General features: G+C 47.9%; 10 protein-coding genes. 4 read left to right on the plus strand and 6 right to left on the minus strand.

Going from position 1 to position 12,039, the window contains the following annotated elements; translation table 11 throughout:
* Positions 1 to 115 precede the first annotated feature (115 nt).
* Entirely contained in the window at positions 116 to 448 is a 333-nt protein-coding gene (locus C7Y66_RS27630; RefSeq protein ID WP_106548034.1) for a hypothetical protein, read from the minus strand.
* A 314-nt stretch (positions 449 to 762) separates the two neighbouring features.
* On the opposite strand from C7Y66_RS27630, the gene C7Y66_RS27635 reads away from it, so the two are divergent.
* Positions 763 to 2,031, plus strand: a complete 1,269-nt coding sequence (locus C7Y66_RS27635; RefSeq protein WP_106548035.1) for a M20 family metallopeptidase — start codon at positions 763 to 765, stop codon at positions 2,029 to 2,031.
* Positions 2,032 to 2,110: 79 nt separating this feature from the next.
* The gene (locus C7Y66_RS27640; protein ID WP_199197679.1) at positions 2,111 to 2,800 is read left to right on the plus strand and encodes a trimeric intracellular cation channel family protein; all 690 of its coding nucleotides are present in this window, start codon (positions 2,111 to 2,113) and stop codon (positions 2,798 to 2,800) included.
* A 278-nt stretch (positions 2,801 to 3,078) separates the two neighbouring features.
* Here C7Y66_RS27640 and uidA read toward each other — a convergent pair whose 3' ends face one another.
* From uidA to C7Y66_RS27660, 4 genes are all read right to left on the minus strand, one after another.
* Complete coding sequence (uidA, locus tag C7Y66_RS27645) at positions 3,079 to 4,878, minus strand: beta-glucuronidase (protein ID WP_199197680.1); 1,800 nt, start codon at positions 4,876 to 4,878, stop codon at positions 3,079 to 3,081.
* Positions 4,879 to 5,183: 305 nt separating this feature from the next.
* On the minus strand, positions 5,184 to 6,563 hold the full coding sequence (locus tag C7Y66_RS27650) for a glycoside hydrolase 100 family protein (protein ID WP_106548037.1): 1,380 nt from the start codon (positions 6,561 to 6,563) through the stop codon (positions 5,184 to 5,186).
* A 65-nt stretch (positions 6,564 to 6,628) separates the two neighbouring features.
* Positions 6,629 to 7,213, minus strand: a complete 585-nt coding sequence (locus C7Y66_RS27655) for an NADPH-dependent FMN reductase (protein WP_199197681.1) — start codon at positions 7,211 to 7,213, stop codon at positions 6,629 to 6,631.
* Positions 7,214 to 7,707: 494 nt separating this feature from the next.
* Complete coding sequence (locus tag C7Y66_RS27660; protein WP_106548039.1) at positions 7,708 to 8,637, minus strand: DUF2382 domain-containing protein; 930 nt, start codon at positions 8,635 to 8,637, stop codon at positions 7,708 to 7,710.
* Positions 8,638 to 8,986: 349 nt separating this feature from the next.
* Between C7Y66_RS27660 and C7Y66_RS27665 the strand changes: the two genes are divergently transcribed.
* Both C7Y66_RS27665 and C7Y66_RS27670 read left to right on the plus strand, forming a co-directional pair.
* Complete coding sequence (locus C7Y66_RS27665; protein WP_106548040.1) at positions 8,987 to 10,153, plus strand: HhoA/HhoB/HtrA family serine endopeptidase; 1,167 nt, start codon at positions 8,987 to 8,989, stop codon at positions 10,151 to 10,153.
* Positions 10,154 to 10,271: 118 nt separating this feature from the next.
* Positions 10,272 to 10,844, plus strand: a complete 573-nt coding sequence (locus C7Y66_RS27670; protein WP_106548041.1) for a DUF3611 family protein — start codon at positions 10,272 to 10,274, stop codon at positions 10,842 to 10,844.
* Positions 10,845 to 10,852: 8 nt separating this feature from the next.
* On the opposite strand, the gene C7Y66_RS27675 is transcribed toward C7Y66_RS27670, so the two are convergent.
* Positions 10,853 to 11,914 (minus strand): hypothetical protein, encoded by a 1,062-nt coding sequence (locus C7Y66_RS27675; protein ID WP_199197682.1) that lies wholly within the window; start codon positions 11,912 to 11,914, stop codon positions 10,853 to 10,855.
* Positions 11,915 to 12,039 lie beyond the last annotated feature (125 nt).

Here is a 12,039-nt window from a genome sequence, read left to right on the forward strand (position 1 = left end):
TTGATTAAATCTCATCCCAACTACCAAAGTCTACGTTCCTACGGCACTATCGCCGCCTGATTCTGTCCGATGTATTGCTTATATCTGAACCGTGTTTCACTCGCTGAACAAAATGTTATACGGTCAGCACCAAGCGACTATCGCTTCCCAAAACTAAAGTAGCTTTGTAGATAGAGCTGGCATAAAGTCCAGCGTTCCTACAGCAGTACTGCTGTCCAATAGTGTAGTGCCAAAATACTTCAGAGACAGGCTCTAGGGGTTGATGCGATCGAACGTGACGCGGAATTTCTACGATCCGCGAACCGCCAGAGTCTTCTGATAAATGGGCGGATCGATGACAAGTCTGGGATTTTCGAGTAGGTTTGTCATTAATTTTTAAATGCGCTTGCCCTGCTTTTCTTCCTTCTGTAGATAGATAAAGATAATGTAAATTGACCAATTTCACCATGTACGGTAGCGAGCCACACCTATTGAAATGTAAGGAGAAAATTTGCTGTTATTTCAGTAACATTTATTCAGATAACTTCAGAGTTGTTACTTAAATCAGTTTCAGGCTAAGAGATTTTATTACTTAAAATATTTTTGGCAACAGAGCCGCAACTGCTAAACCCAACGGCACTCCATGCTATGGGTAAAGAATTACAACAAATCTTGTGAGATGTAGAGCTGGGCGGATTCTTGCTCATAAACTAAAACAAGCCGAGTACGCCAAAGATCGCAAATCTTTCCTTGCTTAAGTATTCAAAAGATCGCGCCAGAGCCATGAACACAGAAAAGACAAGTTCTTCCGATCCTATACTTGCGAATCTCGACGACCTGCTTCCGAAATTGGAGGCGCTTTACACAGACTTGCACGAGCATCCCGAGTTGTCAAAGCAGGAGACACGGACAGCCCATCTAGCAGCGGAGCGACTTCGCTCCGCTGGGTATGAAGTGACTACCGGAGTTGGGAACACCGGCGTGGTCGGTCTGCTGCGTAACGGCGATGGACCGACAGTCATGCTACGCGCTGATATGGATGCGCTGCCAATCGAGGAAGCAACCGATGTGCCCTATGCCAGCAAGGTCAAGAGCACTGACTCTAACGGGAAAACGGTCCCAGTAGCGCACGCCTGCGGTCACGATATGCACACCACTTGTCTAGTCGGCGCAGCGACGCTATTCGCACAAGCGCGCGAAGCATGGCGTGGAACACTGATGGCGGTCTTTCAACCTGCTGAAGAGACTGGGGAAGGTGCTCAGGCGATGATCGATGACGGACTCTTGACTCGCTTCCCTAAGCCTGAGGTGGTTTTGGGACAGCATGTTATGGTGGGTCCAGCAGGTACGATCGGTGGTCGCACTGGAGTCACTACTTCTGCCGCTGACAGCTTGCATATCCGATTATATGGGCGCGGCGCGCACGGATCGATGCCGCAAGCCAGCATCGATCCGGTGATCGTGGCGGCTGCAACGGTGATGCGGCTGCAAACTATTGTCTCCCGCGAGATTGCAGCCACTGAGTCCGCTGTAGTCACAATCGGTTCGTTACAGGCTGGCACCAAGGAAAACGTCATTCCCGACGAAGCGACGATCGAATTAAACGTTCGCACCTTTGACGAGGGCGTGCGCCAGCGCGTACTGTCTGCGATCGAGCGAATTGTGAACGCCGAGGCAGCTGCATCCGGTGCCCCCAAGCCGCCGGAAATAACACTGATCGACCACTATTCACTTGTCACGAACGATCGGGAAGCCACGCAGCGCGTAGTCGATGCGTTCCAGCAGTATTTCTCCGACGATCGAATCCGGCAGACCAAACCTGCATCAGCGAGTGAGGATTTTGGCACGTTTGGAACTGGGTGGCACGCTCCATCAGTATTCTGGTTTATCGGCGGAACCGATCCCGACACCTATGCAAAAGCTAAAGAGGCAGGTCGCCTGAACGAAATCCCGACCAACCATAGCCCAAAGTTTTTACCCGTCATCCACCCAACCTTAGAAACCGGAGTCAAGGCATTGATTATTGCGACGCGACCTTGGCTGTCGGTGTAAGGCAGCGGCTGATGGCAGACTGGTCTGGCTTAGGACTACAGAAGGTTCGTTTGTCCAGTTTGGCACGAGGGATCTCAAGATGACTGCACTTTTGTGGGCAAGGATGCATGAGCTTCTATTTGCTCTCGATCTGGCTGGCACGTTCGTCTTTGCGCTCAGTGGTGCAACAACAGGGATAATGAACCGACTCGACCTGTTTGGCGTGCTTGTACTGTCCTTCGTCGCTAGTACAGTCGGTGGAATTACTCGTGACGTGCTACTTGGTGCAGTCCCACCAGCAGCAATCGACGATTGGCGCTATTTCGCCACTTCCCTCCTTGCGGGTTTAATCACATTCTTCTGGCATCCCTTCACCAAGCGCCTGCATAGATTCGTGTTGGTGTTCGACAGTGCGGGACTGGCGTTCTTTGCGGTTTCTGGTACACAAAAAGCACTCGCCTATGGACTCAACCCAGTTATGGCAGCGTTGCTTGGTATGCTAACTGGAATCGGTGGCGGCATGGCGCGTGACCTGCTTGTCACCGAGCCTCCTAACGTGTTGAAGTCTGATTTGTATGCGGTTGCTGCGCTTGCGGGTGCGCTCGTGGTGGTGGTTGGACACGTATTGCACCTGTCGCCTAATGCAACGACGATGACTGGAGCAGTTCTTTGCTTTGGGATTCGCCTTTTAGCTAGATGGCGTGGTTGGCAACTCCCCTTTGCACAACCATCGCAGCGGACGAAGGCAAAAGCAGACGATTCAGATAACCAAACGGACAGGAAATCTTGAAATGAATGCACTATGTGAAGATTTGCTAGATTTTTTCTACAACTTCCAAATGATGCAAGTGGAATTCCTTAACAGCTAGGGCATTGTTAACCAGATGCAATGGCTAATGATTTCAGGGGAAACTGGTGGCGGCTATAAGGATTTTTACTCTTCCCATTATCCGACAAGCTTGAATGTCAGCGTATTCGCAATTATTCTCCTGCTCTGATTCTCCTCCACGATCGAAAAGCAGGATCGGTGTTTTAGCTGCGTCCCTGCTTTCAATCGAAAGTAGTTCTTCACTTTTTAGCCCAGCGATCGCGCAGGAAATGCGCGACCATCTTGGGTCGGCGATCGCGAGTAAATGCGCCTTTGAAGTTCATTCCCGCCGCACGCATGGTGCCTTGACCGGTCTTGAAATCGGAAAATGCCCACACGTGCATTCCTACCATGAACTGTCGCTGCGCCGCGACATCGAGGAAGCCACGTGTGAACTCAACCTGATATTCCTCCGTCCACATCTCGGACGGATGATTGTGAGCGCCAGGAATGGTATCGGTGCCAAACTCTGTGACCATCATGGGCTTGCCGAACCGCTGGTGCAGCGCGTCCAGTTCGCGCGCCAGCGCCTCTCTCCCCAGTTCGAGCCGTCCCGACTGGGTATACCATCCGTAGTAGCCGTTGACGCAGACCACATCGAAGATACCGTGCCAGTCGCGTACCCCTTGCTGCACTCCGACGAGCGTGACGGGTCGCGTCGGGTCCAGCCGCTTCGTCTCGGCATACATTTGGCGGAAGAAGCGCATCCCAGACTCGACGGCTGCTGGAACCGATGCCCCACCTAGCGGAACGCCACCCATCGGCTCGTTCGCCACGTTCCACATAATGGTGCTGGGATGGTTCTTGTCGCGCGCGACCAACTCGCGGATTTGCTGCAAACACTGCGCCAGACGTTGCTGAGTCGCTGGCTCTGGGTCCTCGAAGTTTAAGCCGACGGCAGGGATCTCGTTGATGACTAGAAAGCCGAGCTTGTCGGCGAGCATCATCGCCTCTTCAGTGTAGGGGTAGTGCGACGTGCGGAAGGAGTTGGCACCGCTCCACTTAAGCAGTTCGTAATCGCGTATCCACATCGGTAGGTTCTGCCCGCGCCCCGTCAGCGGAAAATCTTCGTGCTTGCCGAACCCAGTGAGTTCGATCGGCTGCCCGTTGAGCAGCAATCGATCCCCGCGCACGGCGATGGTGCGGATGCCGATATCTAGTGAATAAGAATCGGTGACGCGCTGCCCGTTAGTGAGCGTGACAGTCAGCGGGTAGAGGTGCGGGTCTTGCGGACTCCAAAACCGCGCCGAAGGGACACGTAAGGTGGCTTCGGCAGAGCCAGCACGGAAGTTCAAGTCAGCTTCGATCTCATTTATCCGAGCTTTACCCGTGCCGGGATACTGGGTGCTAGTCTCCACCTTGAGATTGACGATGCCGTCTCTGCCTTCGATGGTTGTGACGACAGTAATATCATCGATATGCTGCTGGGCTGGGACAGAATAAAGCACCACGGGGCGGTGCAACCCCGCGTAAGGGAAGAAGTCATACGTCGTCGCCGGATACCCGCCGAGAACTCCGGCTACTCCGCCGCCACCTTCTCCGAGACCAGGCGGGACGCGATCCAGCAGCTGCTTGTTCTCGATCGCGATCGCAATGACGTTTGGTCGATCCCACACCAACCGATCGCTAATGTCGGCGACGAACGGCAGGTGTCCGCCCATGTGCTGTACCACGACTGTACCATTAACCCACACCTTCGCGGCATAGTTCGCCGAGCCGACGCGCAGAAACACTCGCTCTTGTCGCCAAGCCGACGGGACGTACATCTCGTGCCGATACCAAGCGAGTCCGAGGTAGTTGCGCGCGTCGTCAAACAGGTCGTTCCAACTGCACGGCACTGCGATCTGACGCGGCGCACTCAGCGCCTTGAACCAGCCTCGCGCTTCGCCCTCCTCCTGCGGGTCGAGTTGAAACTGCCACAAACCTGACATATCGAACACGTTGCGGAGCTGATTTTGCTGCGGATATAGCAAGCCGCCGCCTATAGACGTTCTGGTCATGGGAGAGGCAGGAACCGGAGGTGAAGTTTGCGCGCCAACGTGACTTGCCACAAGCAAGGCTCCACCTGCTGCTCCTGCCTGAAGTAACAAGTTGCGTCGGTTGAAAGCGTGCGACCTGGGACTGCTCTCATTTTATTGTCAGGGATAAGTAGTTCTTGCATCTGGAAGCCTAATAAAAACACGCTTGATTGATTTCAGGCTTAGTGGGTGTCGATACATCACCCAGTGACAGAGCCTAATTAGATATATTGATTTCTTGTCTTAACCACATCAGTGTGGTGCAGTAGTGATAACTCTTCTCGCTCTTACCACACCCTACAACCTGGACTCTCAATTTCCTCCTCAAAACTGAGTAACTCAATGTGTTTTGGATTATTCATTATCTCTTTTGCGGCTAGCAATCCGGCGACCGTCCAAGTTTGATAAATTCTGGCTGATTTGCCAATTAAGCGCCCCTGCTTGCCGTCATAATATTCAGGAAATCTATCCTCAATTAAACGAGTTTCAGCAAGAGCGATCGCACGAGAAGCCAGTTCTTGCTGCCCTGTTTTTTGCGCGGCGGCGGCAAATAGCCATAGTATTGTGGGCCAGTTGCCACCATTGTGATAAGACCAAGGCAAGTTTTTGGGGTCAGATCCAGTGACAATCCGCCACTCCAAGCCTTCTACAGCTGGAAAGCAGATTTTCAAAGGCATAAATCCAATTAGATCGCAACTGCGCTCCTCAAATAGATTCATAATGCTTTGAGATTCCTCAGAGCTAGCTGGGGAAGCTAAAATTGCCATTAAGTTTCCCAAGGCAAAGAAGCGAAAGTCCATATGTCCTGGTCCCAAATTTCCGGCTAAATAGCCTCCGTTTTCGGGCAACCACTCGGTTAACCAAGCGGGAATTGATTCAGGATGAATGTTAAATTTGTTAGCAACTTCTTGACCAAACTCATCATTCTTAAAGCGATAAATTTCATTGATTCGTTGCAAATCTAACCAGTAGTATTCGCGAATGTGATATCTTAAAGCCCCCAATCTTTGAATAACGGCATCAAGATAGCGATCGCCTCCATCTTGGGGCAATAACAGTTCTTTTACAGTCCGTAAAGCAGCATAAAATAACACTTGAATTTCTAATGGATGCCCGCCAACCCCCATGCGACGGTCAATCATAAACGAGCCATCAAGAACTGGAAGCGTAGGATACATAGAAAATCGATGCACCAGACATAAATCTAGGATCAGTTTCATTCCCGTTTGAAAATCCGATTGATGGGCAAGCGCAATATCGCCTGTGGCTTTGACATAAGCTCGTAGTAGCAGAATCCACCACAAACAGGAATCAACCGGAGGAACGCGAGCGATCGCATCTTCGCCAAAATCAGCTTCGATAAATTCTCTTTCACCGTCATGTTCCACTTTGAAGCTAGCAGGCATCAAACCTGATCCTGGCTCAAAACAGTCCATCCCTTTATCGTGGCTCTGCATCGCCAGTGTTTCGGTTAAGAAATTACGCACGATTTCCGTTCTGCCATGCATGAGAAATACCAAGGCTGAAGGGACGAAATCGCGGATAAAACACTGGTCGTAGTTGAGTGACTTCATCTCTGGATCTTGGGCAGCTTTCGTCCCAATCGGTCGCCCTTGATAGTAAATGATGGAGTTTTCCAGCAGTTTCCAGGCTTCTTTTTCCCACATAGCTATTTGCTTTGTTAGTATCTAATTTGCATAACGAATGAGGAGCATCGCGCTCGGGAGTTAGGTCAGGTATTCAATTGGGCACTCACGGTTGCGAGTTTGCTGCCGAGTTGCAAGATCGCTGTTTGTTGAGACTCGTCTTTCAAATTATCATTTTCATCAAATGCCTGATAAGCACTGCCAATTGCCTTCTGGTCTGGCAGCACTAGAACGCCAATGCTACTGAGAATGGAGCGGACATGAGCCAATCCCCGCAGACCGCCCAATCCTCCAGGAGAAGCACTCATCAACACAACGGTCTTTTCTTTGAAACACGCCAATGCCAATGGAGGTTCATCAGGTTCAGGACGCGATGCCCAATCGATCGCATTTTTGAGCAAAGGAGTAATAGAACTGTTGTACTCTGGACAGGCTATCAGGAAACCCTGATGTGCTTTCATCAACCCCCTGAGTTTGAGGGCATTTTCTGGTAGTCCCTCAGCTGCCTCCAAATCCTCATCATAAAGCGGCAGAGGCAGGTCGCGAAAATCTAGGTAGGTGACTTCTGCACCTGTGGCTTTGGCTCCTTCAACCGCAATTTTCACCAGTTTTTTGTTGTAAGAGCCTTGGCGGGCGCTCCCAGCAAATGCAAGAATTTTGGCAGCCGTCATCAAATCCTCCTGTTTTCTTGAATGGGCGATCGAGAGCGAATATATCGTGGCATTATTCTTTACCCGTCCGTTTCCACTAAAGAGTGGACATCATAATCTTGCCGCCGAACTCAATTGGCGATTCAGTACCCAGGTAAAGAATATCTACGTCAATTTTGACAACACGCGGCTGAGTCTGTCCTGTTTAGTTTGGAAACAACGACACAATATCGAATGTGTCAGTGTCTGCTTTCTAAAGCATCTTCAAGAGTGTTGGGGTTGAAACACTTTTGGATTTTTCAGATATAGGCGGGTGTCGATGTATCGCTCACTGGCTAATTTGAATCAAAAATCCTTCCAGTACGGCGTAGTCTACAACAATACAAACAGTGCAAGCCGAGCTTGACATCCGCCTCGCCTGCACTGTTTTTCAAGACTCATCTGTTTCAACTTGCCAAAAGGCTTAATTGAGAACGTTACCTAAAGAAGGCTAGATGAAAAATCATGAGAGTCTTCTATCTATAATCTGAAGGATCTTGCGTATTGATGTCTAATTTTTCTCGACGAACTGTTTCTTGAGCTTCAACCGTATCCCGCTCTACTTCTTTCCTGATTCTGACTTCCTCACCCACAACCGTTTCTTTGCGAATGTCAGGAGTTTCTTCGTAGATTTGCACATGTGCCACTTCCCCTTCACGGAAGGCATTTGCAGGAGAACCTGGCGTGCCAGCGTCTGCTGGAGTTACTCGCTCAACCACAACTCGCTCTTTTTCGATTGGGACTGAAGCCCGTACTGTTTCAGTTTCAACGTGTTTACCAATCGTTACTTCTCCTACATTACGGCGGTTTTTATGTGCAACTAACCGTTCTTCGTACAGTTTGAGGGTTTGTCGATCGCGATCGTTGAGATCGTACAGATGTGGTTCTTGCTCGTAAGTGTATGTATCGCGAGCATAATTTGCATTGGTAGTCCCAGCTCCAATAGCGTCTGTGGCTGGAGTCGAGATAGCTTCTGTTGTAGGAGCTTTATATGCCGTCGGTGTGTCTAAAGGTGCTGATGCTTCTAAAGGTGCCGTTGCTTCTAAAGGCGCGGTACGATAAACTCCTCGTACCCGCTCTTCATAATCGTAATCAACTTTCAAGTCGTTGTTAAACTCAGGTAAATCTTTTGCTTGCTCTTTGGTAAACCCTAAAGCATAGACACGTTTACTATTCGGGAAAATACGGGTACGACCAACTGGTAGCAATACTTGCTTACCAAAAATCCAAAAACCCGTTTCAATCACCAAATACCGAAAACGACCTGCTTCATCAACTAGGATATTCTTGACGGTGCCAACCTTTTCATCATCTTTGTCTGTATAAACGTCAAGCCCTTTAATCTCATCTCGACCAACAGTGTCCTGGTATTTCGGGTCGAAATCTTCAAGTTTGTAAAGAACCATGTTATTTCTATTTGATTGTCTAAATTGATTACTATCTAGAATAAAACTATGCCTACTCGCTACATCTTCCTAAAGATTGATTTGACTTAAATTGATATTTAGTCCTTAAGCAGGGTGTAGTGCATTAGCTAATAGCAAAGTATATATAGCAATCCTATTTGATTCATGAACGTGGAGCAGGGTAGAAGCCTGCCGCAGGCTAGAAGCCTACTTTACAAATCATTTAGAACTGCTATATTTATCAAGTTTTTAACTCATATTTTTTTGAATAAATACTAGCTTTCCACTTTTGCCAAATAAATTCAAGCTAGTCATAGCTTAGTTAATCAGTTCGCAAGGTTTTGTTAACATGAAGCGTTTTTTAAAGCAACCTACGCTCTATCTGGCAATGTTTATTATTAGCAGCAGTGCAGGATGTACCGAGCTTAGAAACCCAGAAGCTAGACAATCACAACCTAACGCTACAAACACTGAACAAAGTTCGCCTCAAGTTGCCACCCAGCCAAATAATCTTAGCTTTGTTACTGAAGTTGCTCAAAAGGTAGGACCTGCGGTTGTACGCATTGATGCAACTCGTACTGTAAATGTACCTGGAGCCTCTGGTAATCCCTTGATCGACCGTTTTTTTGGTAGTGAGTTACCTCCTCAGCAACGGGTTCAACGCGGTATTGGTTCTGGATTTATTATTAGCTCGGATGGTCGCATCTTGACGAATGCTCATGTTGTGGAAGGTGCTGATGAAGTTACAGTCGTTCTTAGAGAAGGAAGAAGTTTTGCAGGTAAGGTAATCGGTGCTGACAAGGTAACAGATGTAGCAGTTATCGACATTGAAGCGAATGGATTACCAACAGTTGAACCAGCGAATTCTGACAACATTGTTGTTGGACAATGGGCGATCGCTATTGGTAATCCTTTAGGTCTAAATAACACAGTTACTCAAGGCATTGTCAGTGCTACAGGACGTAGTGGATCTGATATCGGTATTCAAGACATACGCCTTGACTTTATCCAAACCGATGCCGCAATTAATCCTGGTAATTCCGGCGGACCTTTACTCAACGCTCAAGGACAAGTAATTGGTGTTAACACAGCAATTCTTGGCGGAGCGCAAGGGTTAGGTTTTGCAATCCCAATTGAAACAGCACAGCGGGTTGCTAATCAATTAATTGAAACTGGTCGAGTTTATCATCCCTATATAGGTGTGCGACTGATTGAACTAACAGCGGAAATTCAACAGCAAATCAACCAAAGTAATCTTGGTTTTAAAGTCACTCAAGATCGAGGAGTTTTAATTGTAACTGTGGCTCCCAATTCCCCAGCAGCGCGTAGTGGGTTACGTCCTGGGGATATCATTACCGAAGTCAATGGAGTTCAAATTCAAAACACCGAACAAATACAAGATCGAATAGAAGCAACACCTGCTGGAAAGACTCTTCAATTAGAAGTTAACCGCAATGGTTCGGCTCAAAATATTACAATCAAACCAGAGCAATTGCCGGCTGCTGCCGCTAAGTAAAAATTAGAAAACATTAACTACTTATGGCGCTATGTCAAGCATAAAACTACTGAATTAAGAATAATTTTCAAAAATCATTTCAAAAATCAAAAGAGAGTTTATTAGGCTTAAGAAGAATATGTCAAATGACTTAAATTCCTACCTACCTACACCGACTAAACAACGATTGGCAGCCACCTTCGGCGTAGTAAGACCGATTAGTTTCTGGGTACAATTAGCATTAGGGGCTGTTTCTTTTTTAGCTTTGACGTTAGCGATATTTAGCCGTAGTTCCACTGTCCAAACAACGTCAAATTCAGTTATGGGATTTGGAGTCTTTTTAGGTATCATTGGAATTTTACTGCTGTGTTTCAGACTCTATTGGGTGAACCGATACAGGCGTTTGGACAAACTTTTACAGTCGCCCAATCGTGAATTACATCCAAGGAAAGAGGACGTAATTCAAGTATTACAAACTGGGTTTATCGTTAGTTCGATCGGTTTATTGTTAGCTTTTTTAGCATCTGAAGCCACTGTTATTGCTGTCCTATCAAAATCACTAGCTCTACCTCAAGGAGTAGCAGTCTATAGACCTGAAAATGTCATTCGTTCCCTAGATCTTTTTGTGGTTTTGGCAAACGTCAATCTGATTGGTACTCACTTTTTCGGAAGTATGACTTCATTGGGGCTGCTTAACTGGTTAGACCAATAGAAATTCAACTACAGCGTCATTGGAGCAACAGGTTCGATATCAGGATCGATACCACCAACCTGGTTAGTTCGCAACACCCATGCCGATCCACCCTGTTTGATAAATGCTTGAGTCACCTCATCGCTGGTTAAACGAGGTAAGATAGTGCGCCAAGTCAGCAAACTGCGGATTAAGTTTTGCACGGGGTCATCTTCCAGGGTGCTACCTAATACCTCAGCTCGATCCCTCCAGTCTGCGCGTGCCGTTCCCCAAGGTAAGAGTAAACGCTTCAAATCTTTCCCCAACCGTTCTAGCTGCTCCAATCTGTGCAACTGTTCGGGATGTTGTTTTCTCCACTCTTCAACATTTGGGTGAGAACGAATCGCTCTAGCTATTTGCCTCAGTGCTGCATACAAGGCTTGATTCGCATCTTGAGTGCAATTATACGCAGGTCCAACAAACGTTCCTCCAGTTCCATCGCCGATGCGGTAGCGAGCTGCCATAATTTCTAACTGATGAATGAGTCGATCGAGTGGCGATCGCTTCCAACCATCAATAGTTTCATAATCACCAGTAAACCCATCAAGTTCGACTATGGTATCGGCAACTGGACGCAATCCCAACCAGCCAAAGGAGCGATCGCCCATGTAACGCGACCAATGCAAGCTGCCTGCAATCAGTCCATCAGTATTATGAGTGTAGATCTGGTGATAAACTATCTCAAACCGCAATTCGTCAGTTAACGGCTCCCGTACTACCTTGGCAATTCCGTAAGCAAAGTGACCGAAGTAAAGCGGAGTTTTTGCCTTGGGTTCTGTTTTCTTACCACCAATTCCACCATAGACGTGAATGAGTAAAGCCCGTTTACCTTCGTGCCAAGCAGCACTTCTTGTTTGAATTGTCTCGTCACCCAGCAGGATAGAGCTAATTTTCCCTTTTTGGGCAGCCAAATTGTCCCAAGACTCTTGTTTGAGATACTTTTTGACTGACTGCTTGCCCACAATCGCGCTCTCTGGTTTGACCTGCAACAGAGCGCGGGGGGCTAAAGCCTGCACGATAAATAGCCCTGACTCATCCCTAGCACCATACATGTACCATCCGGTTTCGTTTAAAGGAGATTTTTCAATGTTCTTACTAGTTCAATACTTCGGACAGTTTTTGGCGCTTGGCAGTAGACAGAAAAGCCATCGAACCGATAGAGTGCCTTTTAGAACAA

Origin of the sequence: Chroococcidiopsis sp. CCALA 051, from assembly GCF_003015105.1 — a bacterium.
In the GTDB taxonomy this organism is placed as follows: Bacteria; Cyanobacteriota; Cyanobacteriia; order Cyanobacteriales; family Chroococcidiopsidaceae; genus Chroococcidiopsis; species Chroococcidiopsis thermalis.

What these genes read in the sequence shown, in the direction of transcription:
- C7Y66_RS27630 (WP_106548034.1), bottom strand. Translation starts at nt 448, where the DNA reads ATGGTGAAATTGGTCAATTTACATTATCTTTATCTATCTACAGAAGGA.
- C7Y66_RS27635 (WP_106548035.1), top strand. Translation starts at nt 763, where the DNA reads ATGAACACAGAAAAGACAAGTTCTTCCGATCCTATACTTGCGAATCTC.
- C7Y66_RS27640 (WP_199197679.1), top strand. Translation starts at nt 2,111, where the DNA reads ATGACTGCACTTTTGTGGGCAAGGATGCATGAGCTTCTATTTGCTCTC.
- uidA (WP_199197680.1), bottom strand. Translation starts at nt 4,878, where the DNA reads ATGACCAGAACGTCTATAGGCGGCGGCTTGCTATATCCGCAGCAAAAT.
- C7Y66_RS27650 (WP_106548037.1), bottom strand. Translation starts at nt 6,563, where the DNA reads ATGTGGGAAAAAGAAGCCTGGAAACTGCTGGAAAACTCCATCATTTAC.
- C7Y66_RS27655 (WP_199197681.1), bottom strand. Translation starts at nt 7,213, where the DNA reads ATGACGGCTGCCAAAATTCTTGCATTTGCTGGGAGCGCCCGCCAAGGC.
- C7Y66_RS27660 (WP_106548039.1), bottom strand. Translation starts at nt 8,637, where the DNA reads ATGGTTCTTTACAAACTTGAAGATTTCGACCCGAAATACCAGGACACT.
- C7Y66_RS27665 (WP_106548040.1), top strand. Translation starts at nt 8,987, where the DNA reads ATGAAGCGTTTTTTAAAGCAACCTACGCTCTATCTGGCAATGTTTATT.
- C7Y66_RS27670 (WP_106548041.1), top strand. Translation starts at nt 10,272, where the DNA reads ATGTCAAATGACTTAAATTCCTACCTACCTACACCGACTAAACAACGA.
- C7Y66_RS27675 (WP_199197682.1), bottom strand. Translation starts at nt 11,914, where the DNA reads ATGTATGGTGCTAGGGATGAGTCAGGGCTATTTATCGTGCAGGCTTTA.